Annotated in this window: 27 protein-coding genes; 8 read left to right on the top strand and 19 right to left on the bottom strand. The window is 59.0% G+C overall.

Features of this window, described 5'->3' with window-relative positions; all coding sequences use genetic code 11:
* Nucleotides 1–40: 40 nt before the first annotated feature.
* Complete coding sequence (locus ACR3EN_RS07560; protein WP_480823611.1) at nt 41–961, top strand: sulfite exporter TauE/SafE family protein; 921 nt, start codon at nt 41–43, stop codon at nt 959–961.
* A 1-nt stretch (nt 962) separates the two neighbouring features.
* On the top strand, nt 963–1,727 hold the full coding sequence (locus ACR3EN_RS07555) for a TIGR02186 family protein (protein WP_480823609.1): 765 nt from the start codon (nt 963–965) through the stop codon (nt 1,725–1,727).
* A gap of 3 nt (nt 1,728–1,730) precedes the next feature.
* Here the strand turns inward: ACR3EN_RS07555 and ACR3EN_RS07550 are convergent, their stop codons facing one another.
* From ACR3EN_RS07550 to ACR3EN_RS07520, 7 genes are all read right to left on the bottom strand, one after another.
* The gene (locus tag ACR3EN_RS07550; RefSeq protein ID WP_480823607.1) at nt 1,731–2,459 is read right to left on the bottom strand and encodes an SDR family oxidoreductase; all 729 of its coding nucleotides are present in this window, start codon (nt 2,457–2,459) and stop codon (nt 1,731–1,733) included.
* A complete protein-coding gene (locus tag ACR3EN_RS07545) occupies nt 2,456–3,988 on the bottom strand; it encodes an ATP-dependent DNA helicase (RefSeq protein ID WP_480823605.1) in 1,533 nt (510 codons plus the stop codon). Before ACR3EN_RS07545 ends, ACR3EN_RS07550 begins: the two co-directional genes overlap by 4 nt.
* Nucleotides 3,989–4,038: 50 nt before the next feature.
* Nucleotides 4,039–4,677: an acyl-homoserine-lactone synthase gene (locus tag ACR3EN_RS07540; protein ID WP_480823603.1), complete on the bottom strand. Its 639-nt coding sequence runs from the start codon at nt 4,675–4,677 to the stop codon at nt 4,039–4,041.
* An 81-nt stretch (nt 4,678–4,758) separates the two neighbouring features.
* Nucleotides 4,759–5,478 carry a helix-turn-helix transcriptional regulator gene (locus tag ACR3EN_RS07535; protein WP_480823601.1) on the bottom strand — a complete coding sequence of 240 codons (720 nt, stop codon included), beginning with the start codon at nt 5,476–5,478 and terminating at the stop codon, nt 4,759–4,761.
* Complete coding sequence (locus ACR3EN_RS07530) at nt 5,417–5,635, bottom strand: hypothetical protein (protein ID WP_480860229.1); 219 nt, start codon at nt 5,633–5,635, stop codon at nt 5,417–5,419. Before ACR3EN_RS07530 ends, ACR3EN_RS07535 begins: the two co-directional genes overlap by 62 nt.
* Nucleotides 5,636–5,845: 210 nt before the next feature.
* Nucleotides 5,846–7,132: a crotonyl-CoA carboxylase/reductase gene (gene ccrA / locus ACR3EN_RS07525; RefSeq protein ID WP_480823599.1), complete on the bottom strand. Its 1,287-nt coding sequence runs from the start codon at nt 7,130–7,132 to the stop codon at nt 5,846–5,848.
* 112 nt (nt 7,133–7,244) lie between these two features.
* A complete protein-coding gene (locus tag ACR3EN_RS07520) occupies nt 7,245–8,621 on the bottom strand; it encodes a 1-acyl-sn-glycerol-3-phosphate acyltransferase (RefSeq protein ID WP_480823597.1) in 1,377 nt (458 codons plus the stop codon).
* A gap of 146 nt (nt 8,622–8,767) precedes the next feature.
* Between ACR3EN_RS07520 and ACR3EN_RS07515 the strand changes: the two genes are divergently transcribed.
* From ACR3EN_RS07515 to deoD, 3 genes are all read left to right on the top strand, one after another.
* Nucleotides 8,768–10,735 carry a methylmalonyl-CoA mutase family protein gene (locus ACR3EN_RS07515; RefSeq protein ID WP_480823595.1) on the top strand — a complete coding sequence of 656 codons (1,968 nt, stop codon included), beginning with the start codon at nt 8,768–8,770 and terminating at the stop codon, nt 10,733–10,735.
* A gap of 95 nt (nt 10,736–10,830) precedes the next feature.
* Nucleotides 10,831–11,148 carry an H-NS histone family protein gene (locus ACR3EN_RS07510; RefSeq protein ID WP_480823593.1) on the top strand — a complete coding sequence of 106 codons (318 nt, stop codon included), beginning with the start codon at nt 10,831–10,833 and terminating at the stop codon, nt 11,146–11,148.
* Between the two features lie 18 nt (nt 11,149–11,166).
* Complete coding sequence (deoD, locus tag ACR3EN_RS07505) at nt 11,167–11,877, top strand: purine-nucleoside phosphorylase (RefSeq protein WP_480823591.1); 711 nt, start codon at nt 11,167–11,169, stop codon at nt 11,875–11,877.
* Nucleotides 11,878–11,889: 12 nt separating this feature from the next.
* Here deoD and ACR3EN_RS07500 read toward each other — a convergent pair whose 3' ends face one another.
* The 11 genes from ACR3EN_RS07500 to ACR3EN_RS07450 form a co-directional block, all read right to left on the bottom strand.
* A complete protein-coding gene (locus ACR3EN_RS07500; RefSeq protein ID WP_480823589.1) occupies nt 11,890–12,753 on the bottom strand; it encodes an urea carboxylase-associated family protein in 864 nt (287 codons plus the stop codon).
* A gap of 701 nt (nt 12,754–13,454) precedes the next feature.
* Nucleotides 13,455–13,595 (bottom strand): hypothetical protein, encoded by a 141-nt coding sequence (locus tag ACR3EN_RS07495; RefSeq protein ID WP_480823587.1) that lies wholly within the window; start codon nt 13,593–13,595, stop codon nt 13,455–13,457.
* A gap of 488 nt (nt 13,596–14,083) precedes the next feature.
* Nucleotides 14,084–14,863: a succinate dehydrogenase iron-sulfur subunit gene (locus ACR3EN_RS07490; RefSeq protein ID WP_480470895.1), complete on the bottom strand. Its 780-nt coding sequence runs from the start codon at nt 14,861–14,863 to the stop codon at nt 14,084–14,086.
* A 12-nt stretch (nt 14,864–14,875) separates the two neighbouring features.
* Nucleotides 14,876–16,681 (bottom strand): succinate dehydrogenase flavoprotein subunit, encoded by a 1,806-nt coding sequence (sdhA, locus tag ACR3EN_RS07485; protein WP_480823585.1) that lies wholly within the window; start codon nt 16,679–16,681, stop codon nt 14,876–14,878.
* Nucleotides 16,682–16,699: 18 nt separating this feature from the next.
* Nucleotides 16,700–17,071, bottom strand: coding sequence for a succinate dehydrogenase, hydrophobic membrane anchor protein (gene sdhD / locus ACR3EN_RS07480; protein WP_480823583.1), 372 nt, complete (start codon nt 17,069–17,071; stop codon nt 16,700–16,702).
* Between the two features lie 12 nt (nt 17,072–17,083).
* Nucleotides 17,084–17,470 carry a succinate dehydrogenase, cytochrome b556 subunit gene (gene sdhC / locus ACR3EN_RS07475; RefSeq protein ID WP_480823581.1) on the bottom strand — a complete coding sequence of 129 codons (387 nt, stop codon included), beginning with the start codon at nt 17,468–17,470 and terminating at the stop codon, nt 17,084–17,086.
* Between the two features lie 204 nt (nt 17,471–17,674).
* Complete coding sequence (locus ACR3EN_RS07470) at nt 17,675–18,343, bottom strand: DUF1194 domain-containing protein (protein WP_480823688.1); 669 nt, start codon at nt 18,341–18,343, stop codon at nt 17,675–17,677.
* Nucleotides 18,344–18,403: 60 nt separating this feature from the next.
* Entirely contained in the window at nt 18,404–19,432 is a 1,029-nt protein-coding gene (locus tag ACR3EN_RS07465; protein WP_480823577.1) for a MaoC family dehydratase, read from the bottom strand.
* Nucleotides 19,432–19,638 (bottom strand): DUF1737 domain-containing protein, encoded by a 207-nt coding sequence (locus ACR3EN_RS07460; protein ID WP_480823575.1) that lies wholly within the window; start codon nt 19,636–19,638, stop codon nt 19,432–19,434. The genes ACR3EN_RS07465 and ACR3EN_RS07460 overlap by 1 nt, the downstream gene beginning before the upstream one ends.
* A 12-nt stretch (nt 19,639–19,650) precedes the next feature.
* Entirely contained in the window at nt 19,651–20,205 is a 555-nt protein-coding gene (locus ACR3EN_RS07455; protein ID WP_480823573.1) for an NnrU family protein, read from the bottom strand.
* 6 nt (nt 20,206–20,211) lie between these two features.
* Complete coding sequence (locus tag ACR3EN_RS07450; RefSeq protein WP_480823571.1) at nt 20,212–21,069, bottom strand: HpcH/HpaI aldolase/citrate lyase family protein; 858 nt, start codon at nt 21,067–21,069, stop codon at nt 20,212–20,214.
* 177 nt (nt 21,070–21,246) lie between these two features.
* Between ACR3EN_RS07450 and ACR3EN_RS07445 the strand changes: the two genes are divergently transcribed.
* A complete protein-coding gene (locus ACR3EN_RS07445) occupies nt 21,247–21,546 on the top strand; it encodes a hypothetical protein (RefSeq protein WP_480823569.1) in 300 nt (99 codons plus the stop codon).
* Here the strand turns inward: ACR3EN_RS07445 and ACR3EN_RS07440 are convergent.
* A complete protein-coding gene (locus ACR3EN_RS07440) occupies nt 21,543–22,298 on the bottom strand; it encodes a sulfite exporter TauE/SafE family protein (protein ID WP_480823567.1) in 756 nt (251 codons plus the stop codon). The two genes, ACR3EN_RS07445 and ACR3EN_RS07440, sit on opposite strands and share 4 nt — an antisense overlap.
* A 160-nt stretch (nt 22,299–22,458) precedes the next feature.
* On the opposite strand from ACR3EN_RS07440, the gene mdh reads away from it, so the two are divergent.
* Complete coding sequence (gene mdh / locus ACR3EN_RS07435) at nt 22,459–23,421, top strand: malate dehydrogenase (protein ID WP_480823565.1); 963 nt, start codon at nt 22,459–22,461, stop codon at nt 23,419–23,421.
* 562 nt (nt 23,422–23,983) lie between these two features.
* A complete protein-coding gene (gene sucC, locus ACR3EN_RS07430) occupies nt 23,984–25,177 on the top strand; it encodes an ADP-forming succinate--CoA ligase subunit beta (RefSeq protein WP_480823563.1) in 1,194 nt (397 codons plus the stop codon).
* Nucleotides 25,178–25,222: the final 45 nt, after the last annotated feature.

Here is a 25,222-nt window from a genome sequence, read left to right as displayed (position 1 = left end):
CTCCGTTGCGCGGCGCGGCCTGTCCCGTTTAGAAGAAGTCATGCAGATATACCTCCCGATTGCCGAAGTCTCCGTGAACGCGTTTCTGCTGTTTGGGCTGGGCGGCATGGTGGGGATCCTATCGGGCATGTTCGGGGTCGGCGGCGGCTTCCTGATGACGCCGCTTTTGTTCTTCATCGGCATTCCGCCAGCAGTTGCCGTTGCGACCGAAGCCAACCAGATCGTCGCCTCGTCCTTCTCGGGCGTTCTGGCCCATTTCAGGCGGCGAACGGTCGATCTGAAGATGGGAACGGTGCTGCTGATCGGAGGGCTGATCGGGGCGGCGCTGGGTGTGGTCCTGTTCAACTATCTCAAAAGCCTTGGACAGGTCGATCTGCTGGTCAAGCTTTGCTATGTGGTCTTTCTGGGCGTCATCGGCAGCCTGATGTTTGTCGAAAGCCTGAATGCGCTGCGCAAGTCCCGCAAGGGTGGCGGTACCCCGCCAAAGCGTCGTCAGCGCGGATGGATTCACGCAATGCCGTTCAAGATGCGGTTCCGGACTTCGGGGCTTTATATCTCGGTCATTCCGCCGGTCATGGTGGGGCTGTTCGTCGGCATCCTGTCGGCGATCATGGGCGTCGGCGGCGGATTTATCATGGTGCCTGCGATGATCTATCTGCTGGGAATGCCCACCAAGGTCGTGGTCGGAACCTCGCTGTTTCAGATCATCTTTGTGACGGCGTTTACCACCATGCTGCACGCCACAACAAACTATACGGTCGACGTGGTGCTGGCTGTTCTGCTGCTGGTCGGCGGCGTTGTGGGCGCGCAGATCGGAACGGTGATTGGCGCGCGGATGCCAGCGGAACAGCTGCGGGTGCTGCTGGCCGCGCTGGTGCTGGTGGTCTGCGGCAAACTGGCGCTGGACCTGCTCCTGCAACCGGCGGAACTGTATTCGCTGGGCGATGCGGGGGGGCACTGAGATGTTGCGCCTGATCGCCGCCCTCTGTCTGATCTGCCTGCCGGTTTACGCCGCCGAGGAACAGGTTGTTCTGGGGCTGTCTCAGGACCGGGTTTCGATCACCGCCAATTTTGACGGCTCAGAGATTCTGGTCTTCGGCGCCGTCAAACGCGAAGCCCCGATCCCCGAAGGCCCGCCGCTTGAGGTGATCGTCTCGGTCGTGGGCCCATCCGAACCTGTCACGGTGCGCCGCAAGGAAAAGAAGTTCGGCATCTGGGTGAACACCGACAGTCTTGTCGTCGATCTGGCCCCCAGCTTCTACGCGGTCGCCACCAGCGCACCGTTTGATGAGGTGCTGACCAATACCGAGGACCTGCGGTACAAAGTGTCCGTCGAACGCGCCATCCGATCAGTCGGCGCAGACATGAGCATTGAGAGCGCACAGGATTTCTCGGCTGCGGTCATTCGCATCCGCGAACATGAAGGGCTGTATTCGATCCGCGAAAACACCGTGGCGGTGGACGAACAAACCCTGTTCCGCACCTCGATCGATATGCCTTCGGACCTGACCGAGGGCGACTATACCGCTCGTATCTTCCTGACCCGCGGCGGCAACGTAGTGTCGAGCCTTGAGACCGCAATCGACGTCCGCAAGGTCGGGCTGGAGCGGTTCCTGTATAATATGTCCCGCGAGCAGCCGATCTGGTACGGGCTGATGTCGCTGGCCATCGCCATAGCCGCCGGCTGGGGGGCGTCGACGGCATTCCGGCTGTTGCGGGAAAACTAGGCGCTATCCGCGACCGATATAGGGCATGGTCGTGGCCATCACCGTCATGAACTGCACATTCGCCTCGGGCGGCAACTGCGCCATGTGCAACACCGACCGCGCCGCGTCAGCAACATCCATGGTCGGGTCAGGTGTGCGCCCCGCTGCGATGGTGCTGTCGACCAGGGCCTGCACCATCGGCGTGCGAGCATTGCCAATGTCGATCTGACCACAAGCGATACCAAACGCGCGCCCATCCAGCGACAGGCTGCGCGTCAGCCCCGTGATGGCGTGTTTGGTTGCCGAATAATGCACCGAGTTGGGGCGCGGCACATGGGCGGCAATCGAGCCGTTGTTGATGATCCGCCCACCCTGCGGCTGCTGTGCCCGCATAGCGCCAAAGGCCGCACGAGCACACAGGAACATCCCGTTCAGGTTCACATTGACCGAGCTGAACCAGTCCTCCAGCGCGATCTCGTCAATGGTGCCACCGGGCGCGAAGATACCCGCATTGTTGAACAGGACATCCAGCCGACCGGCTTTCGTGGTGAACGTCTGGAAGGCGCGGTTCACCGCATCCGGGTCGGTCACATCCGCGACCAGCGGGATCGCATTGTCCCACCCTTTGGCCATCACGTGCAGCTTGTCTGCGCTGCGCGCCAGCAGGCCGACGCACCAGCCTTCGGCCAGAAACAACTCGGCCGTCGCGCGACCTATGCCCGAGCTGGCCCCGGTGACGATGATCGTTTTCATGTCTCTTCCGCCTCCAATGTCAGCGATGGCGCGGCCACGGCCCGCAGGTCATCAACGCGCAGCGGGTGCGTCGGCTTCGACAACCGATTGCGCACCACCCAGACCAGCCGCTCTTGCGCACGGGTTATGGCGACATAGGCCAGACGTTTCCACAGCGGCTGCCCCGCCTCGGTCCGGCCCATGCGGGCGGCGGCGTAGATATCCGGGGCAAACACCTGAACTGTGTCCCATTGCGATCCCTGCGCCTTGTGGATCGTCACTGCTGCGCCATGCAGGAACGTCGCCCCCATGCGGGCGGCGTAGGGAATGAAGGGCTCCTCTTCGTCCGGTTTTTCAATCTGCACGATCGAGGCCGCGCTGACCTGCGGGTCTTCGGCCCCCATCACGTGCAGGCGCGAAAACCCCGGCTTGCGACCGGGGCCCAGATAGATGACCTGCGCGCCCTTGATCAGGCCACGCGCCTCTAGATCCAGCCGTTTCTTGCGATGTTTCAAAGGCAGTTCGATGCCGTCGCAAATCAGCGGCTCGCCCTCCAGCAACTCGGTCTCGGGCGCGCCATGGACATTGCGGAAGGCCTGAATCAGGCGAATCCGGGTGGCGTTGCGCCAGACCAGAACCGGGCTGCGGGCCATCAGATCAACCTCGACCCGCTGGCCCCAGACCACGCGGTCATCCTTGCGGGCGGTGTCCTCGATCAGACGTTCGAAATCCTCGAACCCCATCGCCGGATCAGACAGCGCATGGGCAAGGTCCAGAATCGGGTTGTCCGCCGTCTGCCGATGGACCCGATGCAAGATCTGCTTGCGCGGCTCGGGCAGGGTATCGAACACCATCGACCCGGATTGGTTCACAGGCGCCAGCTGCGCCGGGTCGCCGAACAGCAGCAGCGTCGGGAAAATCTCTTTCAAATCGTCGAACTGCCGGTCATCCAGCATCGAGGCCTCATCGACAAAGCCAATATCCAGAGGCTCCTCGCGCCGTTTCCAACCGGTGATGAAATCAGACCCGCGTAATCCGGCAGCGGCCAGCGCGCCGGGGATGGATTTGTTGTTGGCATAGAAGGCAGCCGCCCGATCCAGCGCCTCGTCGGTCAGGCCTTCGATCTCGGGGCGTTCATCATTGCCCGCCAGCCACTCGGCAATGCGCTCATATTCCGGATCGTAAACCGGGGTATAGAGAATGCGGTGAATGGTCGTCGCAGGCACCCCGCGCAGGCGCAACACGCTGGCGGCCTTGTTGGTCGGCGCAAGGATCGCGAGGCTGCGTTTGTCGCGCGATTTGCGGCTTTCGAAATCACCCGAGATCAGGTTGACCCCGGACTCGGCCAGCGCCTTGTAAAGCTCGGCCAGCAGCAGGGTTTTGCCCGACCCCGCCTTGCCGATCACCGCCATGACGCCCGATTGCCCCCCGCCCGGCAGCTTTAGCAAGGCATCGTCGTGGAGGTCGACACCAGCGCTGCGCAGCATCTCGGCGATGTTGTCGAAAGCGGCTGCCTGATCTTCGGAAAAGGTGACTTGGGGCAAGGACATGGCGCGACCCTACAGGGACGCGCCGCCCGCCACCAGACACCGAATGCGATTTAGGCCGACATTGCAAACCGATGCTGCGCGCCGCTGCCAAAGGCGGTCTTGAACCACAGGCGAGACAGCTCGCGCGGGATGCCCGCGCGGGCCGCGACGCGGTTGCAATCGTCCGCCGAATAAGGCCACAGACCCACCGAAATCTGATCCCGGCCGGACCCTTCCGAACCCAGCACCACCGGCGATGAGCCGATCATGCGGTAGATCCGGATCATGCGCGCATCAAAGACACCAGCGATATGGGTCAGGCCAAACCCCTCCATCACCTCGCCACCGCTGAGCATGATCGCCCCAGCCGTATGGGCGCTGGCGGTGCGCGAGAGGCAAAAGCGCGTCACCTCCCAGATCATCGGGCTGCTGATCGGGCTGCCGCCGGTCAGATGGCCGAACACCTCATTCACCATCACCGGGCCAGTGGTCGGCAGGATTCGCATCGAGCCGCCATGGCTGCCATCCGCCTCTTCCCAGATCACATAGAGCGGATTCAGATCATCATACTGATCCCGCTCCTCGCCCTTTTCATTCACCTTAACGTCCCAGCCCAGGCGAGTTTTGAACTGATCGGCCCGGTCCCGAAACATCCCCTTGGCCAAAACTGGAAATTTATGCAGCTCGTCCGCATACAAATAACGCAACATGACGTGTTCCCCTTGTCGTCCATTTGGAACAAAGGGGGTACGAACACGTGGTTAATTTACGATGAGAGCAACGTACGGTGATTAAACGACTATTAAGCCCCGGCTGAGCGCGGTGGCGATGGCGTGGGTCGTATTCTGCGCGCCAAGTTTTGATCGCGCACTTTCGATGTAAGCGCGCAGAGTATGCTCGGAAATCGAAAGTGAATGCGCCACCTGCGCGCGGCTATAGCCCAGCGCCAAAAGCGTCATCGCATCAATCTCGCGTGGCGAAAGCCCGCGCACGGTTTCAGGCTGCCGATTTTTGGCGAATTCCAGCGCTTTGCGATTCAGGAAATGCGCGACCAGAATCAGATCGCGACCATAGGCTGTGATGAAAGCCTGCCAAGCCGTATCATCGCAAGTATGGTTTACAGTGAACAGGGCAAACTGTCCGCTCGGGCCGCGGAGCGGGATCGAATAACCTTGGTTGCCGACACCGTGTGCAAGTGCATCCTCCAGAAAGGCGCGCACTGCTTTCCCTGACCAGTTCAGCTGCTTCCAGTCCACGGCGTGAAAGCGTTGAAAACACCCCAGTATTACCGGATCAATACGATGGTAGTTTCTGTCGCGGTATCGCGCATCCCATGCATCTGAATAGGTGGTGAAACCATATTGATCACCGGCCCCATCCACCCAGTGATATGTGACATGATCAATATTCAGCCGGTCCCTTAGCTGGACCGAAACGCTGGTCAGCTCTTCAAGCGTGCTGGTGCTTTCCAAATCCTCGAGGATCCGGCTCAAGTCGAATTGTGTTGCCATTCGCGCGCGCGCGTGCCTCGTCTTTCAAGGACGCAATCTCGGCCGCAGCGATCAACCTGGTGTCATCAAGCTGTTCGGCAAGCGCAGTTAAACCATTCGCCACCGCAAAGGCGTTGAGGTCCGACAATACGTCCAGTATCCACTCATTTTGCGCCATCAGGGTGTCCCCGAAATAGTTAACGAAGGGTTAACATAACCATATCATGCGGAGACTATTTCAGCCTACTCACTGCTTTCTACTCCCCAAAAATAGTGGGTCATGGGATACTAAGCCCTTGATAAGACTACCGACGCCATAAACGCAAAACACCCGCGCGACTAAGGCAGGTCGCGCGGGCGCAAGATTGCAGAGTTTAAGTCGCGCGGGTTAATCGCGCGCCGCCAGAACCTCATCCAGAGTCCGCATGCCAGTGTGCGGCGCCTGCACAAGCACGGACATATTGCCGGGCTTATGTTCGTTCCGCATCATTTTCATATGCGCCTCGGGCAGCTCCTTCCAGCTGAACACCTCGGACATGCAGGGGTCCAGACGCCGCTCGACCATCAGCTGGTTCGCCGCAGCCGCCTGCTTGAGATGGGCAAAGTGCGATCCCTGCAGGCGCTTCTGGTGCATCCACATATACCGCACGTCGAAGGTCAGGTTATAGCCGGTAGTACCAGCGCAGATCACGACCATGCCGCCCTTTTTCACCACGAAGGTCGAGACGGGGAAGGTGCTTTCGCCGGGGTGTTCGAATACCATGTCGACATTCACACCCTTGCCGGTGATGTCCCAGATCGCCTTGCCGAATTTGCGGGCCTCTTTGAACCATTCAGCATATTCCGGGGTGTTCACCGTGGGCAGCTGACCCCAGCAGTCGAAATCCTTACGGTTCAGGACGCCCTTGGCCCCCAGCCCCATGACAAAATCACGCTTGCTTTCGTCCGAGATCACACCGATCGCGTTTGCGCCCGCCGTGTTGATCAACTGGATCGCATACGACCCCAGACCACCCGATGCGCCCCAGACCAGAACGTTCTGACCGGGTTTCAGATCATGCGGTTCATGCCCGAACAGCATCCGGTACGCGGTGGCCAGCGTCAGCGTGTAACAAGCGCTTTCTTCCCATGTCAGATGTTTCGGGCGCGGCATCAACTGCTGGGCCTGCACATTGGTGAACTGCGCAAAAGACCCGTCCGGCGTCTCATAACCCCAGATGCGCTGGCTGTCCGAATACATCGGATCACCACCGTTGCAGTGTTCGTCGTCGCCATCGTCCTGATTGCAGTGGATCACGACCTCATCGCCAACTTTCCAGCGCGTGACCTTCTCACCCACGGCCCAGACAATGCCCGAGGCATCCGAACCCGCGATATGGAAAGGTTGACCGTGACCATCAAACGGGCTGATCGGCTTGCCCAGCGAAGCCCAGACGCCGTTATAGTTAACGCCGGCGGCCATCACCAGAACCAGCACCTCATGGCTGTCCAGCTTGGGAACGTCGACCACCTCAAGCTGCATTGCGGTGTCAGGTTCACCATGACGCTCGCGGCGGATCGCCCACGCATACATCTGCTTGGGGACATATCCCATCGGAGGGATCTCTCCCATCTCATAGAGGTCTTTTTCGGGCGCATCGTACGACGCGATGCCACTGTCGACGTCCAAAGCCATGCTGGCCTCCTATAACTCATCCATTGCCGCGCCGCAGAATCGCGGCTGTCACAAGATGGAATATTGGCCGTCACGAAATAATGCAACAGTTTTTGATATGTTTTTTGTAATTTTATGACCCAGCAGTCGCAGAAATGCTTGCTGCGCCTGCATCATCGCGCGACGGCGGGGCCGGTTCAGAGGCTGCTGCATAATAAGCCAACAACTCGGGCCGCTGCCCGGTCGGACGTAACGTACCGTTCTCGCGCAGAAGAATCCTGCGTTCGACCAATTGATTGATCGCATCATCCACGGCCTCATCCCCGACCGTCTCAGGCCCACCCTGTTCCTGCAAACGCGCCCGAAGCGTCTCTTCTGTCATCTCGCCTTCCTGCTGGATCAGGCGACAGGCCGCTGGCAATGGAACAAAGGGCGTCGCAGCGCCGATCCGGCGCATCAATTCGCGCGCGAGATCGGTGGTCAGATCGCGGCCATGCGCTGCGCGAAATTCCTGCAGCGAGATCGGTTTTGCATACCGCACAGAGGCCATGCCGAAGCGTTTGTATCGCCCGGTGATCCGCCGCCAGATCTGTTTCAGGGTCCAGAGCGTGATAACACCGATACGGGCGCGAAAACGCCGTTCGGTGTCCTTGGCAGCGGCAGTGAGAACCGTGTCCTCCAGCACGCGGTCATAGTTCAGCGCGACCGGCACAAACACCACATCGTGGCCCTGTGGGTCCGCCGCATCGACCATGTATTTCAGCAACCCCAACTTGGGACGCCCCAGCTTGCCGCTCAGGCTCAGCCCGCCTTCTGGGAATATCGCCTGCGTCACACCCGCTTCGGTAGCGTGGCGCACGTAGCTGGCCAACACCTGACGATAAAGATCACTGCCCGATTTGCGCCGGATGAAATATGCGCCCATCGCACGTATAAGCCGACTGAGTGGCCAGACCCGCGCCCATTCACCAACCGCATAAGACAGGGTGGAATGATCCGCCGCCAGATAGGTGATCAACACATAGTCCATGTTGCTGCGATGATTCATGACATAGATAACCGCAGCATCCGGGTCGATGTTGTCCACCGCCGCTTTGTCCTCGTAGCTGAGCCGGACATTGTAAAACGCATTGCTGAGGATCCGGGCAAATCGGATCGCCACGCTGAAATAGGCCACAGTCGAGAATGACGGAGCGATCTCGCGGGCGTAGCGCCGCGCCAGTTCCGATGCCACCGCATCAGGCACACCTTCCTGCTTGGCATGCTGCTGCACCGCTTTGCTGACCTGCGGGTCATAGATCAGCCGCTGGATCATATCGTGCCGACCAGCCAGCTTGAACGGCTGGATCGGACGCTGCAGCCGCTTGTTCAGACGCGCCACAGCGCGTTCGAGCCTGCGGCGAAAAAACCACCGCACCGATGGGAACAAGAAATGCGAAGCGAAAGTGACCGCGGCAAACAGCACGATCAGCACAAACAGCCAAAGCGGTAGTTCCACGGTCTGAGTCATCTGCGCACAGTGCCATCAATCTGGATCGCTCACAATCTGAAGAAACCCTGTTATGCCGCGACGCAGCGAATTGACATATGCTGAAAATTGCTATTTATCACCTATTGACGTAATTTTGTTGCTCACTGACCCACGAGGCCCACCCGATGACGCAGACGCAGAAAGACCGCCCCTGGCTGATCCGAACCTATGCCGGGCATTCGACCGCCCAAGCGTCGAACGCGCTCTATCGTGCCAATCTGGCGAAAGGGCAAACCGGGCTTTCGGTGGCTTTCGACCTGCCGACCCAGACCGGGTATGACAGCGACCACACGCTGGCGCGCGGTGAGGTCGGAAAGGTGGGTGTCCCCGTCTGTCATCTGGGCGACATGCGGATGCTGTTCGACCAAATCCCGCTGGAGCAGATGAACACCTCGATGACGATCAACGCGACAGCGCCATGGTTGCTGGCGCTTTATATCGCCGTTGCCGAGGAACAGGGCGCGGATGTGTCCAAGCTGCAGGGAACGGTTCAGAACGATCTGATCAAGGAATACCTGAGCCGCGGCACCTATGTCTGCCCGCCGAAACCGTCGTTGAAGATGATCGCGGATGTGGCCGAATATTGCTATTCCAACGTGCCGAAATGGAACCCGATGAATGTGTGTTCCTATCACCTGCAAGAGGCCGGCGCGACGCCCGAACAGGAACTGGCCTATGCGCTGGCTACGGCCATCGCCGTTCTGGACGAACTGCGCCCCCGTGTCCCTGCCGAGGATTTCCCGGCGCTGTGCGGGCGGATTTCATTCTTTGTGAACGCGGGCATCCGGTTTGTTACCGAAATGTGCAAAATGCGCGCTTTTGTTGACCTTTGGGATGAAATCCTGCAACAGCGCTATGGCGTCGAGGACCCTAAGTTCCGCCGATTCCGCTATGGCGTCCAGGTGAATTCTCTGGGTCTGACCGAGCAGCAGCCCGAAAACAACGTCTATCGCATCCTGATCGAGATGCTGGCCGTGACTCTGTCCAAGAAAGCCCGCGCCCGCGCCGTGCAATTGCCCGCATGGAACGAGGCGCTTGGCCTGCCGCGCCCGTGGGATCAGCAATGGTCGATGCGGATGCAACAGATTCTGGCCTATGAAACCGACCTGTTGGAATATGGCGACCTGTTCGATGGAAATCCGGCGGTTGATGCCAAAGTCGAGGAACTCAAGGAAGGCGCTCGGGCAGAGCTGGCAAATCTGGAGTCGATGGGCGGCGCCGTCGCCTCGATCGAATACATGAAGTCGCGGCTGGTGGATTCGAACGCCGAGCGTCTGAACCGGATCGAACGCAATGAGACGATAGTGGTCGGAGTAAACAAATGGACCGAGGGTGAGCCCTCGCCCCTGCAGACCGAAGATGGCGGCATCATGGTGGTCGACCCCGCCGTCGAGCAGGACCAGATCGGGCGCCTGAATGACTGGCGCGCGGGGCGCGACCAAGCCGCCGTTGCCGCAGCTCTGCAGGACCTGCGCGCAGCAGCGGCGACCGGGGCGAATGTGATGGCCCCATCCATCGCTGCGGCCAAGGCGGGCGTCACCACTGGCGAATGGGCCGAGGAAATGCGCAAGGCCTACGGAACTTACCGAGGCCCGACCGGCGTTTCAGGATCTGTCTCGAACAAGACCGAAGGGTTGGACGATCTGCGCGCCGCGGTTGACGCCGTCAGTGACAAGCTGGGGCGTCGCTTGAAGTTTCTGGTCGGAAAGCCGGGGCTGGACGGGCATTCCAACGGGGCCGAACAGATCGCCTTCCGCGCCCGCGATTGCGGCATGGATATCAGTTATGAGGGTATTCGCCTGACACCCGAAGAGATTGTCGCCGCCGCACGCGCAGACAACGCGCATGTCATCGGTCTGTCTATCCTGTCAGGCAGCCATTTGCCTCTGGTACAGGACGTGATGAACCGCCTGCGCGAAGAAGGCCTGAGCGACATCCCCGTGGTCGTCGGCGGGATCATCCCCGATGAAGATGCCGATGCGCTGCGCGCCATGGGCGTCGCCAAAATCTATACGCCCAAGAATTTCGAGCTAAACGCCATCATGGACGATATCGTTACGCTGGCCGACCCAAAAAATATGGCTGCAGAGTAAGGGCACCCAGACCAAGCCGAAAAAAGCAATAGACCATTTCCCAATTTCGATTTACCAAAGCCAGCGCCTTGGGATTAAATCGGACGGGAAAAAGAATGGCAATTGATCTTGAAAAAATGTCGCGCAAAGAACTCATCGATTTGCGTAATGACATCGAAAAGGCAATGAAGCGCGCCGAGGCACGCGAACGTAAAGAAGCATTAAAAGCTGCGGAAAAAGCGGCTGCTGAATTCGGGTTTTCACTGTCTGAATTGTCGTCAGACGGCCCGAAGTCCGGGAAGACACCAAAAGCCAAGCCGAAATATCGTAACCCCGACAATGCCGAACAAACCTGGACAGGTCGGGGTCGCAAACCGCGCTGGGTGCATGATGCGCTGGATGCCGGCACCGATCTTGCAGACCTTGAAATCTGAACCGGGGCATTTGCGGAAATGACAATACATATTGGCGCCGAAAAAGGTGAAATTGCCGAAACCGTTCTTTTGCCGGGCGATCCCTATAGGGCAAAATGGGCAGCCGAGACATTTTTGCAAAACGTAAGACAGGTCAATAACGTACGTGGCATGCTGGGATTTACCGGCACCTGGAATGGCAATGCGGTAACCATTCAGGGCAGCGGCATGGGTATGCCCTCGCTCTCAATCTATGTTAACGAATTGATCCGGGATTACGGGGCGAAAACGCTTATTCGCATCGGGTCCTGCGGAGGTATGCAGGACAGCGTCAATGTGCGGGATGTCATCCTCGCGATGACGTCGACCACGCTAAGCACCCCATCGCGCGGCATCCTGAAAGAGCTGAACTTTGCCCCCTGCGCGGATTGGGGCCTGCTGCAGGCCGCGGCACGGGCGGCAGAAACCAAAGGCACGCGTACCCATGTCGGCGGTATCTATTCCTCGGATGTCTTTTATGACGAACGCCCGGACCTGAACGAGCAAATGGTGCGCCACGGTGTTCTGGGTGTCGAGATGGAAGCGGCCGAGCTTTATATCCTTGCGGCGCGCCATAAATGCCGAGCGTTGGCGGTCCTAACGGTCTCGGACCACCTCCTGACTGGCGAAGCGCTGCCGTCATCTGATCGAGAACGCAGCTTTGGCGACATGGTCGAGATCGCGCTTGAGGCGGCTTTCCCAACCACGTGACACGCCCAAACACTAACGCCCATGCGTGCGATCATAAGCATTGCGCGCAGGGCTGCTCCAGCCCGCCAATGCGCCATCGGCAGGCGCGAAAACCTCGACCAGCAAAGGGTGGCACGGCGCGGTATCCGAGGAATGCTCGGATGAGCAGTCACCACCCGGGCAGGCACTGAGATTCCCCAGCAGATCAATCTCGGCGAAGAATTCCAGATAGTCACCAGGCCGAACAGGCGAGGCCTTCATAAAGTACTGACCGGTATCACGGGTGAACCCGGTACACATGAACACGTTCAGAACATCATGTACGGCCGGTTCCGCCTCGTCCAGCGGGATGGCCAGATGATCTGCAAAAGCACGGGTGAGGTTTGAATGGCAGCAATGATGGTACTGGGTCCCGGCAAGCAAATTGCCTGTATATGGATCGCAGCGGGTACCAATCACATCATGGACCGAACCGCCGAACGCATCGATGCCATACCAGCCCAGCGTATCCGCAACGATGGTCGCCATCGGGCGCATATGCGGAAAGCTCGACCACATCTGCTCGCCCGTTGTCAGATGCGTGCCATGCAGCGCACGTGTCTTGCCAGAATAGAATCTTTCGGACAGGTCATTCAGATTCCAGAGATTGAGGTCGCCAACCTGCGGCCCCTCGACCGAGGTGATGCGAAAGAAATGCCCCGCAGGCACTTGGAAACAGCGCGCGTCACGCGCTGGAACCAACACTTCGTCTGTTTTTTGCGCCGTTTCCCGAGCCGCCTGGTACAGCGCCAGAGGGGGCTTGGGCAACCCATCGGTGGGGTAGCAAATAACAGGCGCGACCGCACGGCGGGCGTCCGCGTCATTCGGCGGTTGAGGGGTGTTCTGAGAATCTGTCATGGCTCGAGATTGGCCTAGTTCGTGATGACGTAAAAGCCCAAAGCCATACAGAAACAGACTTAACCGATCACAACGCGTGCACCATGTGGCGATTTAAAGCCACTCAAATCGGAAAAAACTCAAGAGTGCTTGGAATGCTCCCCCTAGACAAGGGTCCCGCTCGCATCAGATGCGCGTCAAAGCTGACTGCTGGCGCTTTGGATAACGCTTCTTCTTTTACATAACAGGTCATAGTTTTAGGACATACGGGGTACCTCACCACGCTGCATCCATTCGGATGCGCAGGCTAAGTGCGCCAAGTTATCTTCCACATCCTTTGTCAGGTCCTGTTTCGCGGTCGTCGTAGTGGCAAGAGCGGAGCGTCACACAATATCAGTTTATCTGGGTGAGCAGGTTTGCAAGGTACCCACCGGCACCCGGAGCTCGCTCAAAGTCAATCAGCGCAAAGGTTCGTTGGATATCAGCCCTGCCCCTTGAGGCACCGCGTGGGTTCTTCATCTGATTGTGAAACGGCACCACAGAAACTGCAGCGCCATTGATGCGCATCGCGGTGCTGTCGCCACCGGCATTCGCGCGTCAGCGACGAGGTTCGGGAGCGCCAATAGAAGTAGGCAATAACACCGGCAGCAAGCAAAAGCAGAAGGACTGGCATCCTTCTGCTTTGCCGATTGGCAGCCGTTTTTCAAGACCGGACAGAGGTTTTAGGCGGCACGCGCGTATTCGAACAACTCCGGCGCGTCCTCGAAAGCTGGGACCTTAGGTTCGGGTGTGTAATAAGCCCACGCCTGTTCCAGGAGCTCAAGGGCTTTGGCCGCATCGGTTTTCTTTTTGTCTGCGCTCATCGAAGTGATCCCGTAATGTGTCATCACTCCTCCCCAACGCAAAGATATTCGGACCGGACGCCGGACACATCAGATCTTTTTGCAGGCGGGGTATGCTCAAAATACATACAAGGCCAGCAGATACCTCTGCCAGCCCGATGCTTTGCAAGGGTTATGCAGCCATGCAGGCATTTGCCTTCGCGGCTTGCGCGTCAGTCACACCATTTCCGGGAACAAAGACTTCGGTTTGCTTCCCATTCTGAAGGACGTACTGGGTGGTAAAAGACCCCTCAATCCCGGCTTGGCTGGCGCAATCCACTTGCTTAAAGGCGAACTCAGCTCGACTGCTGTTCGATCCACTACATGCGGAAAGAGCACTGATCGATGCGACAGTCAGAACCTTGATTGGTGTTTGGGGCATTGCTGTTCTCCAGCCATTCAATACCCGCAGAACACGAATAAATCCGGGGCGCTTCAGCCCCGGATTTCTTCTTCGATCTGAACTGTGGTTACACAGCCCGCTCGACCATCATCTTTTTGATCTCAGCAATCGCTTTGGCCGGGTTCAGACCCTTGGGGCAGGTTTTGGCGCAATTCATGATGGTGTGGCAGCGATACAGCTTGAAGGGATCCTCAAGCTCATCCAGTCGCTCACCTGTGGCCTCATCACGGCTGTCGATAATCCAGCGGTAGGCGTGCAGCAGTGCGGCGGGGCCAAGATAGCGGTCGCCATTCCACCAATAGCTGGGGCACGAGGTTGAGCAACTTGCGCACATGACGCATTCATACAGACCGTCCAGCTTCTTACGATCTTCGATGGACTGCTTCCACTCCTTCGCCGGGCGGTTGGTCTTGGTTTCCAGCCACGGCATGATGCTGGCGTGCTGCGCATAGAAATGCGTCAGGTCGGGGATCAGGTCCTTGACCACGGGCATGTGCGGCAGCGGGTAAATCTTCACGTCGCCCTTGATCTCGTCCATCCCATAGATACAGGCCAGCGTGTTGATCCCGTCGATGTTCATCGCGCAGGACCCACAGATCCCTTCACGGCACGACCGACGGAAGGTCAGGGTTGGGTCGATCTCATTCTTGATCTTGATCAGCGCGTCCAAAACCATCGGGCCGCAGGTGTCCATGTCGACGAAATAGGTGTCGACACGCGGATTTTGCCCATCATCCGGGTTCCAGCGATAAATCTGGAACTTGCGCACGTTGGTCGCACCTTCGGGTTTGGGCCAGGTTTTTCCGGTCGTAATCCGGGAATTCTTGGGGAGGGTCAGTTGTACCATAAGTTCCTCTCCTTAGAACGTGCGCGCCTTGGGCGCGATTCTTTTAAGGCTGATGCCACCTTCATCTTCGGTGGTCAGCGGATCAACGATGACAGGGCGATAGCTGAGGTCAACCTTGTTGCCCTCGACCCGGCTGACGGTATGCACTCGCCAGTTTTCGTCGTCACGCTCGGTGAAATCCTCATGCGCGTGTGCGCCGCGGGATTCTTTGCGGGCCTCTGCACCGACAATAGTGGCCAGCGCACTTGGCATCAGGTTGGTCAGTTCCAGCGACTCCATAAGGTCGCTGTTCCAGACAAGGCTGCGGTCCGAGACTTTCAGGTCGTCCATCTTGGCAGCGATGGCAGTCATCTTCTCGACGCCCTCAGCCATGGTTTTCGACGTCCGGAACACAGCCGCATCCGACTGCATGGTCTTTTGCATCTCAAGCCGCAGATCGGCCGTCGGAACCGTACCGCTTGCGTTGCGCACCGCGTCAAACCGGTCGAACGCCTTGTCGACCGATGTCTGATTCAGCACCGGATTGGGTGCATCCGCATCCACGACCTTGCCGGCCCGAATCGCCGCCGCACGGCCAAAGACCACAAGGTCGATCAGCGAGTTCGACCCAAGCCGGTTCGCCCCGTGGACCGACGCGCACCCGGCCTCACCGACGGCCATCAGGCCGGGGACCACAGCGGTGGGATTGTCCTCGGTCGGGTTGAGAACCTCACCCCAATAGTTCGTTGGGATACCACCCATGTTGTAGTGAACTGTCGGCAGAACCGGGATCGGCTGCTTGGTCACGTCGACCCCAGCGAAGACCCGTGCAGATTCCGAAATACCCGGCAGACGCTCGGCCAGTGCCTCGGCGGGCAGGTGGCTCAGGTTCAGGTGAATGTGATCACCGTCCTCCCCGAGCCCGCGGCCCTCGCGGATTTCCATGGTCATCGAACGACTGACATAATCGCGCGGTGCGAGGTCTTTGTACTGGGGCGCATAACGCTCCATGAACCGCTCACCTTCCGAGTTTGTCAGGTAACCGCCCTCGCCCCGGGCCCCTTCGGTGATCAGACAGCCCGAGCCGTAGATGCCGGTCGGGTGGAACTGCACGAACTCCATGTCCTGAAGGGCCAGACCCGCGCGGGCCACCATGCCACCACCATCACCGGTGCAGGTATGGGCCGAGGTCGCGCTGAAATAGGCGCGGCCATAACCGCCAGTCGCCAGCACCACCATCTTGGCGTTGAAGACATGCATCGTGCCGTCGTCCAGTTTCCAGCAAACGACGCCCTGACACTGTCCATCATCGGACATGATCAGGTCGATGGCAAAGTATTCGATATAGAACTCGGCGTTGTTTTTCAGCGACTGGCCATACAGCGTGTGCAGGATGGCGTGGCCTGTCCGGTCCGCAGCCGCGCAGGTGCGCTGCACAGCGGGACCTTCGCCAAATTCCGTTGTGTGCCCACCAAATGGGCGCTGATAGATCTTGCCTTCTTCGGTGCGGCTGAACGGCACGCCATAGTGCTCAAGCTCGTAAACGGCCTTGGGGGCCTCACGCGCCAGATACTCCATCGCGTCTGTGTCACCCAGCCAATCCGAGCCCTTGACAGTGTCGTACATATGCCATTGCCAGTGATCCGGGCCCATGTTCGACAGCGACGCGGCGATCCCGCCCTGCGCGGCGACCGTGTGCGAGCGGGTCGGAAACACTTTGGTCACACAGGCCGTACGCAGCCCTTGTTCCGCCATGCCCAGCGTGGCGCGCAGCCCGGCCCCACCGGCACCGACAACGACCACGTCATATTCATGCGTTTCGTATTCGTAAGCAGCCATTTCTTTCAGCTCCGGGAATTAAAGGGCAATGCGCGCGATGGCGAAGAGGCCAGCCGCGGCCGCGCCGTACGACAGGCAAGTCGTCAGGATGATCAAGACTTTTTCCATGGTCCCGTGGACATAATCCTCAAGCATCACCTGCGCGCCTTCGGCAAAGTGTTTCATGCTGACCACAAGAGTCAGCGCGGCAACAATCGCCGGGAACGGGCGCGAGTAATAGTCCAACACCACGTCATACGGCTGACCCAGTACCGGGCCGAATGTGAAGATGAACAGCGGAACAAGGATCAGCAAAGCCACCGAGCTGACCTTCATCCGCCAGAAATGAGCAGTACCTGCCTTGGCCGACCCAAGACCCGTCGCGCGTTTGCGGTCCGTCAGATAACGCATAAGTAAACTCCTTTACGCGACAATCAGCAGGGTGAGCAGGGTTAGAACGACCGAGCCGATAACAACCGCCCAGCCCAGCTTCATCGCAGTCGGCAGATCCAGCCCCACCGCATTGTCCCAGATCAGGTGCCGGACACCGGCCAGTGTGTGGTACCACAGCCCCCAAAGCGACAGCGCCATCACCAGATCGCCCAGCACCGAGGTGAGCCACCAGTTCGCCCGTTCGAACGCTTCGGGAGAGGTCGCTGCGGCCAGAAACCACCAGACGATCAGGAGTGCCGCAACAATGAGCGCATTTCCGGTAATACGGGTCAGGATGGACGTGACCGACGTCAACTGAGGACGATAGATCGACAGGTGCGGCGAAAGCGGGCGATTGCCCCGATTTACATCGGCCATGGCGGCTCCTTTTCGGTTGGCTACCGAACGTTTTACTGTTTTTTGCGACACTGTCACGCGCTGCAGGTGCAAAAAGCGTTAAATCCAGCGCAAATCGTGCGATAAAATCTGTTTGTGATCACGACCACATTTTGCGTGATCACAAATCGCATTCGGCGCCGTCAATGTTAGCGTTTTCAAGGGAAAAGCTATGTGATCACGAATCTAGTGACGACCGCGATTCAGGTCCGCCGTCTGCTGCGTCACTTCGCGCAGCAATTTTTTGCGGATACGTTCGGGGTAATCGGCGAATCCAGCGGCCGAGACGACAAAGGCACCCTCGCCCACGATAACATTCTCAAAGAAATATGCGGTCAGGTCGGGTTCGCTTTCTTCAATGGCAATGGCGTTCACGGTCACTCCGCGATCCCGCAGTTTGGGGTGCAGTTTCACCGGCTCGACACCCTCGTTGGAAATCCCGTCGCCGGACAGATCGATCAGGTGACGGGCACAGTCCGCAACACTGTCAAAATGCGAGATTGTCATTTCAAGCGCCTCGCCGATCGCAGTCGAGAAATTGCGCCACACGCGCGGATCGTTAGCCACCTGTTCGGCGAAGCTGTCCAAGGTTGCGAAGCTGTCGATCCGGGTCCATGGGATAGTGACCCGCTGGCGCGAACTGCCGGTCCACTGCACCAGCATCAGCTGAGCCTGCCCACGTACCAGCGCCTCGGATACAATGGGATCGCGCAGGCCGGCGGCCAGGCCATCCATCTGGATACGATATTCCTCGGAATCGACCGAGCCGGAAACGTCAACCGCCAAAGCCAAAGCCAAATCACAGGCATAAGCCTGCGAGGCCAGACAGAGACTGGCCACAAACGCGCGCACCATCATCATGCGACCAGCGTATCACGGATTTCGCGGACCGCGATCAATTGAATGTCAGCGGGGTTACATCGGCATCAGCGCCCAATAGTCCAGATCCAGCAACACGCCGGGCAGATATTTGCCATCCTCGTTGCGCAGGGCAAACGGTTCTCCGCCTTTGGTCGCTACCAACCGCAGGCGCACAGCCCCGACGCCCGGTACGCCTGTTTCTGCCTTGCCCAAGACCTCGGACCATGCCTTGATCGTGTCACCCGCGAAACAGGGGTTGGCGTGCGCGCCGCCATTCAGTCCCACGATCATCTGCGCGTTGTCCAGCCCGTTGAACGACAGCGCCCGCGCCATCGAGATCACGTGGCCGCCATAAATCAGCCGACCCTCGGGGCGGAACGTCAGGTCGAAATGCACTTTGGCCGTATTCTGCCACAGGCGCGTGGCCAGCATGTGCTCGGCCTCTTCAACAGTGACGCCATCAACGTGGTCGATCTGTTCTCCGACCTCATAGTCGCCCCAGCGATGCGCCTCGCCGGATTGCACAAAATCGTAGTTCGAAAGATCGAGCCCCGCGGGCACTACCAGATCACCAACATCCAGCGCCTGTTTTAATGCGGGTACAACCGTATCAGGCGCAGGTGCATCCAAATTCGATTTGCGCACCATGACCCAGCGCACATACTCAATGACCGCCTCATCGCGCTGGTTCAGCCCGCGCGTGCGCACCCAGACCACGCCGGTTTTCCCGTTGGAGTTCTGTTTCAACCCGATCACCTCGGATTCCGACCGCAAGGTGTCGCCGGGATAGACCGGCTGCAGCCAGCGCCCCTCGGCATAGCCCAGATTGGCGACCGCGTTCAGCGAGATGTCGGGGACGGTTTTGCCAAAGACCACATGGAACGCCGCCAGATCATCGATCGGGCTTTGCGGCAGGCCACAATTCCGGGCGAACTCGTCCGAGGAATAGAGCGCATGTCGGGCGGGATAGAGCGCGTGGTACAAAGCGCGCTCGCCATCCGTCACAGTGCGCGGGACTGCGTGGTGCAGCACCTGCCCGATGGAATAATCCTCGAAGAAGTTACCCGGATTGGTTTTTGCCATTATTGTTGTCCCAGTTTCATGTCTGCTGTGTAGTCGGCCTGAACCTCTTTGGTCACAGCCTGCGCGCAACGCATGACGTTGTTGGCCGCGTCAAAGGCGTATGAGGGGTCACCGTACAGATCCCACCCCTTTGCCAGCGCGTCCGAGACCTTGTGACAGAAGGCCGAGGTGTCTTCCTCGGTCAGCAAACGATAAAGTTTCGCCATGTTATCCGCCCCTTACCCGCCAAACGGGGATGGGCCGACCAGCCCGTGAATATAGCCCACAACACCCAACAGCACGATCGAGCCCACAAAGAACATCGCATCCTTGCCATAGGTGCCGGGTTCGCCCGGAGTCCAGTCAGGTTCGGATTTGTTGATCACGATGACCTCGACCACGGCCCAGGCCAGCAAGCCACCGAACAGGATGATCGACGCCAGATCACCATTCACCAGCAGATGCGCAAAGGCCCAGAGTTTGAAGCCGCCCAGCATCGGGTGACGCAGCTTGTGCAGCACGCGCCCCTTCTGGCCAGCAGGGCTCATGAGGAAGAAGGCGAACAGAATCAAGAGATTGTTGAGGTGGATCAGGAAGGTCGGCGGTGCCCAGACATAGACGAAATCGGTCATGCGATAGCCGAAGATCATCAGCAAGATCGCCGCGACCAGCGCCAGCGCAACCGCGCCCTTGCCCGCGTTGCCCATGGCCGCGCGCCGTTCGGGCATCACACGTTTGAACAGATGTGCGGCCCACCAAAGCGCCACACCAAGGATCAGAAGAACAAAGCCCATGCTGGCTTACCCCGCTTGCAATGCTGTTATCGCCTCTGCTTTTGCCAGAGTTTCGCGGGCAGTTACAACGTGAAGGTTCTCAACAATTTTGCCATCGACAACAGCCACGCCTTGCCCACGCGCTTCGGTTTCCTCGAAAGCGGCGATCTGGCGGCGGGCCAGGTCGATCTCAACCTCTGATGGCGCGAAGGCTGCATTGGCGACATCGACCTGTGCGGGGTGGATCAGCGTCTTGCCGTCAAAGCCCATATCGCGGCCCTGTGCGCATTCGGCGGCCAGCCCGTCGGTGTCCTTGAAGGCATTATAAACACCATCGACAATAATCAGCCCTTCGGCCTTGGCCGCCAGCAGGCACAGGCCCAGCGAGGTCATCATCGGCAAGCGGTCGGGGCGGAAACGGGTTTGAAGTTCTTTCGCCAGATCATTCGTACCCATGACAAAGCCTGCCATCAGTGGATGCGCCGCGATTTCGGCTGCGTTCAGCATGCCGCGTGGGGTTTCCATCATCGCCCAGATCGGAAGATCGCCCGTGATCGCCGCCAGCGCATCCACATCGGCGGCCGCGCTCACCTTGGGCAGCAGCACCACATCGGCGTCCATGTCGCGCACGGCTTCGGCATCGGCCCGGCCCCATTCTGTGTCCAACCCGTTGATGCGCACGATCTTGACCCGCGCCCCATAGCCGCCTGCAGCCAGCGCAGCCCTGAGCGTTTCGCGTGCGTTGTCTTTTTCGTCCGCGGCCACCGCATCTTCAAGGTCAAAGATGATCGCATCCACCGGCAAGCTGCGGGCTTTGTCCAGCGCGCGGTCCCGTGAGCCGGGGATATAGAGAACGGAACGATAAGGACGCTGGCGCGGGTCCATTGGCTTCTCCCAAAGAAATAATGTTGCGCGGAATGGGACATTTTTTGACGGAAAGTTCAAGCGCAAAATCGCCGCAGCGCAGCATTTCAGTGCCGTGACGCAACGTGCGTTGCCTTAACGCGATATCGCTTTGTCGGTTGCACCCTGTTTTTGCGATGAAAACGAATGGGGTGTGAGATGCAGAAAATACTGCTGAAGATGACAATCGGTCTGGGGATCATGGTACTGGCTGCGCAGCAGGTCAGTGCACAGAACTGCGCGCCGCGAAGCGACGTGATAAAGCGATTGATCGAAACCTATGGCGAGACCCGCCGCAGCATCGGCATCGCCCGTCAAGGTGCAGTGATGGAGGTGTTTGCGTCGGACCAGAGCGGAAGCTGGACGATCACCGTGACCCTGCCCGATGGGCTGACCTGCCTGATCGCCTCAGGGCGGTCCTTTGAGGCGCTGACCGAGGCCCTACCGCCCAACGCTTAGGTCAGGGCGTCCCAGATCAGTTTCGTGCCGGTCAATGTCAGCAACACATAAGCGATACCAAAGAACAGGCGTTCGGACAGCATGAAATGCGCCCGGACGCCCAGCCATGCGCCAAGAATGGCGAAGGGGGTCAGCATAAGATCAGCCAGCGCGGTGTGCCATGTGAACAGGCCCAGATAGGCGAAGGGCACGAACTTCACCGCGTTGATCACCCAGAAGACCAGCACGGTCGAGGCCTGAAACTCCGTCTTGGACAGGCGCTGGGACAACAGATAGACGGCGGCGGGCGGCCCGCCCGCGTGACTGACAAAGCTGGTGAACCCCGCAACCAGCCCCGCGAACAAACCAGCCGGGGGCGGCAGGCGGTTTGCAAAGCCACGGATCCAGCCCCTGGACTGGCCCACATGCCACACAACGAAGCCGACCGAGATTCCTCCGATCAGCAGCCGCAGCAGGTCGTCATCCGTGACACGATAAAACCAAGCGCCCAGCGCAACCCCCGGCACCCCGCCCAGGATCAGCAGGCGGGAATCCGGCCAGCTCCAGCGTTTCCAATAGGGTTTCAGCGTGGCAACATCGATCACCATCAGGATCGGCAGCATCAGCGCCAAAGCCTGCCCTGGCGTCAGGATCAACGCCAGAATCGAGGATGACGCGAAGGCCACGCCCGAGCCGAAACCGCCCTTCGATATACCGGCAAAGATCACCGCCGGGATCGCCACCGCAAAAAACATCAGATTCATTTCGAACATAGGGTGATCCGCGAATAGGCGTGTCTCGCAGCGGTTTAGCGCAATCGGTACAGGCTGTGCAAACGGTATGCGGTGGCATGCCGCGCCGCAGGAGGCTTGCGCAGCGTCGTTTTTGCGACTAGCAAAACCGCGATTTCAAAACCGACCGGAGATAATCCAAATGGCCAGACCCAAGATCGCGCTGATCGGCGCAGGTCAGATCGGCGGCACGCTCGCCCACCTCGCAGCAATGAAAGAACTTGGGGATGTCGTTCTGTTCGACATCGCCGAAGGTACGCCCGAAGGCAAGGCGCTGGACATCGCAGAATCCGGCCCCTCGGAAGGGTTCGACGCCAAGTTGAAAGGCACGCAGTCCTATGAAGACATCGCAGGTGCCGATGTCTGCATCGTGACCGCCGGTGTCCCGCGCAAACCGGGCATGAGCCGTGACGACCTGCTGGGCATCAACCTGAAGGTCATGAAATCGGTCGGCGAAGGCATCGCCGCCAACGCGCCCGACGCGTTCGTCATCTGCATCACCAACCCGCTGGACGCGATGGTCTGGGCCCTGCGCGAATTCTCGGGCCTGCCGCACAACAAAGTCTGTGGCATGGCGGGCGTTCTGGATTCAGGCCGTTTCGCCCACTTCCTGTCGGAAGAGTTCAACGTCTCGATGCGCGATGTCACCGCGTTCGTTCTGGGCGGCCACGGCGACACGATGGTCCCGTCAGTACGTTATTCCACCGTCGCCGGCATCCCCCTGCCCGATCTGGTCGAGATGGGCTGGACCACGCAAGAGAAACTGGACGCCATCGTGCAGCGCACCCGTGATGGCGGTGCCGAGATCGTTGGCCTGCTGAAAACCGGCTCGGCCTTCTACGCGCCTGCCACCTCGGCGATCGAAATGGCCGAGGCCTATCTGAAAGACCAGAAACGCGTTCTGCCCTGTGCCGCTTATTGCGATGGCGAACTGGGTGTTGAAGGCATGTATGTGGGTGTTCCCACCGTCATCGGCGCTGGCGGCATCGAGCGCATCGTCAACATCAAGCTCAACGAAGAAGAGCAGGCCGGCTTCGACAACTCAGTGAATGCTGTGAAAGGTCTGATCGAAGCCTGCAAGGGCATCGATAGCTCGCTGGCATAAGGTCTGGAATTCCAGACCAAAGGGTGAATGCGCGTCTTCGGGCGCGCATTTCTCTTTTCTTGACCATAGAAAGAGAAGTTATAGTGTTCACCACCATCTTCTTGATAACACTGAGGCCCACTTTCTATGTCTTGGCTTTGTCCGCACTCTTACTTTTTTGATATGACAAACCTCAGGGCATTATCACAACAGTTCTTAAGGCCTACTCGGCTCAATGCATCGTGCGTGGGGTCGGGCTGATCCCGATATTTTTCATCGCGCTCGGAGTCGATGGAGGAAATCCAACCGTGATGGACCCGTTGCTCGCAGCCGTGATGCGAACCGCGCCACTTTTCTTGGCAGGAGGGATTTCATTCTATCTATGTTTTTTGCAGAATCGATACTTTCTGAAAAACTAGCGCAATACACGCCTGTGTATTTTTTTGTGATCACACCCCAAAAAACCGTGATCACAAATACTGAAAATCTTCTGCAATTTCCCGTGACACGTCAAAAAACTCTTTAAACTTGGCCCTTAGACACCCCTATAACGGGGTAATCGTAGTCAGACGGGACAATTTCGATGAATATTCACGAATATCAGGCCAAAGCTCTTTTGCGCAGCTATGGCGCTCCGGTCTCCGACGGTCGCGCGGTTCTGCGCGCCGAGGAAGCCAAAACCGCAGCCGGTGAACTGGATGGCCCCCTGTGGGTCGTCAAGGCGCAGATCCACGCGGGGGGACGCGGCAAGGGCTCGTTCAAAGAGGTGGATGCCGGGGAAAAAGGCGGTGTCCGTCTGACCAAGTCGGTGGAAGAGGCCGCCGAAGAAGCCAAGAAGATGCTGGGCCGCACACTGGTCACGCATCAGACCGGCCCGGCAGGCAAGCAGGTGAATCGCATCTATATCGAGGCCGGTTCGGGCATTGAGCGCGAGCTTTACCTGGCTCTGCTGGTGGATCGCCAGACCAGCCGCATTTCATTTGTCTGCTCGACCGAAGGCGGCATGGATATCGAAGAGGTGGCTGCAGCGACGCCCGAGAAAATCCTGTCCTTCTCGGTTGACCCGGCGACCGGCTATCAGGCTTATCACGGCCGCCGCATTGCCTTTTCACTGGGTCTGGAAGGCGCGCAGGTCAAACAATGCGTCAAACTGATGAACCAGCTCTATAACGCCTTCGTCGAGAAGGACATGGAGATGCTGGAGATCAACCCGCTGATCGTCTCGGACAAGGGCGACCTGAAAGTGCTGGACGCCAAGGTCGGCTTTGACGGCAACGCGGTTTACCGCCACCCGGATATTGCCGAGCTGCGCGACACGACCGAGGAAGACCCCAAGGAACTGGAAGCGTCCAAATACGACCTGAACTACATCGCGCTGGATGGTGAGATCGGGTGCATGGTCAACGGTGCCGGTCTGGCGATGGCCACGATGGACATCATCAAGCTCTATGGGGCCGAGCCGGCCAACTTCCTCGACGTGGGCGGCGGTGCGACCAAGGAAAAAGTGACCGAGGCGTTCAAGATCATCACCTCGGACCCGCAGGTCAAAGGCATTCTGGTCAACATCTTCGGCGGCATCATGCGCTGTGACGTCATCGCCGAGGGCGTTGTGGCGGCTGTTAAAGAGGTCGGACTACAGGTTCCGCTGGTCGTGCGTCTGGAAGGCACCAATGTCGAGAAAGGCAAAGAGATCATCAACACCTCGGGCCTGGACGTGATTGCGGCGGACAACCTGAAAGACGGTGCCGAGAAGATCGTGAAGGCCGTCAAGGGCTGATGCCATCCCGTTGGGTGGGCTTCGGCCCACCTTTCCCAAGATTTC

The sequence above is a fragment of the Ruegeria sp. G7 genome (genome assembly GCF_056535465.1).
The sequence above is the reverse complement of the archived record's forward strand: the minus strand, read 5'-3'. Positions and strand labels throughout refer to the sequence as shown.

Coding starts and splice junctions, on each gene's coding strand:
- ACR3EN_RS07560 (WP_480823611.1), top strand. CDS start 41: ATGCAGATATACCTCCCGATTGCCGAAGTCTCCGTGAACGCGTTTCTG.
- ACR3EN_RS07555 (WP_480823609.1), top strand. CDS start 963: ATGTTGCGCCTGATCGCCGCCCTCTGTCTGATCTGCCTGCCGGTTTAC.
- ACR3EN_RS07550 (WP_480823607.1), bottom strand. CDS start 2,459: ATGAAAACGATCATCGTCACCGGGGCCAGCTCGGGCATAGGTCGCGCG.
- ACR3EN_RS07545 (WP_480823605.1), bottom strand. CDS start 3,988: ATGTCCTTGCCCCAAGTCACCTTTTCCGAAGATCAGGCAGCCGCTTTC.
- ACR3EN_RS07540 (WP_480823603.1), bottom strand. CDS start 4,677: ATGTTGCGTTATTTGTATGCGGACGAGCTGCATAAATTTCCAGTTTTG.
- ACR3EN_RS07535 (WP_480823601.1), bottom strand. CDS start 5,478: ATGGCAACACAATTCGACTTGAGCCGGATCCTCGAGGATTTGGAAAGC.
- ACR3EN_RS07530 (WP_480860229.1), bottom strand. CDS start 5,635: ATGGCGCAAAATGAGTGGATACTGGACGTATTGTCGGACCTCAACGCC.
- ccrA (WP_480823599.1), bottom strand. CDS start 7,132: ATGGCTTTGGACGTCGACAGTGGCATCGCGTCGTACGATGCGCCCGAA.
- ACR3EN_RS07520 (WP_480823597.1), bottom strand. CDS start 8,621: ATGACTCAGACCGTGGAACTACCGCTTTGGCTGTTTGTGCTGATCGTG.
- ACR3EN_RS07515 (WP_480823595.1), top strand. CDS start 8,768: ATGACGCAGACGCAGAAAGACCGCCCCTGGCTGATCCGAACCTATGCC.
- ACR3EN_RS07510 (WP_480823593.1), top strand. CDS start 10,831: ATGGCAATTGATCTTGAAAAAATGTCGCGCAAAGAACTCATCGATTTG.
- deoD (WP_480823591.1), top strand. CDS start 11,167: ATGACAATACATATTGGCGCCGAAAAAGGTGAAATTGCCGAAACCGTT.
- ACR3EN_RS07500 (WP_480823589.1), bottom strand. CDS start 12,753: ATGACAGATTCTCAGAACACCCCTCAACCGCCGAATGACGCGGACGCC.
- ACR3EN_RS07495 (WP_480823587.1), bottom strand. CDS start 13,595: ATGAGCGCAGACAAAAAGAAAACCGATGCGGCCAAAGCCCTTGAGCTC.
- ACR3EN_RS07490 (WP_480470895.1), bottom strand. CDS start 14,863: ATGGTACAACTGACCCTCCCCAAGAATTCCCGGATTACGACCGGAAAA.
- sdhA (WP_480823585.1), bottom strand. CDS start 16,681: ATGGCTGCTTACGAATACGAAACGCATGAATATGACGTGGTCGTTGTC.
- sdhD (WP_480823583.1), bottom strand. CDS start 17,071: ATGCGTTATCTGACGGACCGCAAACGCGCGACGGGTCTTGGGTCGGCC.
- sdhC (WP_480823581.1), bottom strand. CDS start 17,470: ATGGCCGATGTAAATCGGGGCAATCGCCCGCTTTCGCCGCACCTGTCG.
- ACR3EN_RS07470 (WP_480823688.1), bottom strand. CDS start 18,343: ATGGTGCGCGCGTTTGTGGCCAGTCTCTGTCTGGCCTCGCAGGCTTAT.
- ACR3EN_RS07465 (WP_480823577.1), bottom strand. CDS start 19,432: ATGGCAAAAACCAATCCGGGTAACTTCTTCGAGGATTATTCCATCGGG.
- ACR3EN_RS07460 (WP_480823575.1), bottom strand. CDS start 19,638: ATGGCGAAACTTTATCGTTTGCTGACCGAGGAAGACACCTCGGCCTTC.
- ACR3EN_RS07455 (WP_480823573.1), bottom strand. CDS start 20,205: ATGGGCTTTGTTCTTCTGATCCTTGGTGTGGCGCTTTGGTGGGCCGCA.
- ACR3EN_RS07450 (WP_480823571.1), bottom strand. CDS start 21,069: ATGGACCCGCGCCAGCGTCCTTATCGTTCCGTTCTCTATATCCCCGGC.
- ACR3EN_RS07445 (WP_480823569.1), top strand. CDS start 21,247: ATGCAGAAAATACTGCTGAAGATGACAATCGGTCTGGGGATCATGGTA.
- ACR3EN_RS07440 (WP_480823567.1), bottom strand. CDS start 22,298: ATGTTCGAAATGAATCTGATGTTTTTTGCGGTGGCGATCCCGGCGGTG.
- mdh (WP_480823565.1), top strand. CDS start 22,459: ATGGCCAGACCCAAGATCGCGCTGATCGGCGCAGGTCAGATCGGCGGC.
- sucC (WP_480823563.1), top strand. CDS start 23,984: ATGAATATTCACGAATATCAGGCCAAAGCTCTTTTGCGCAGCTATGGC.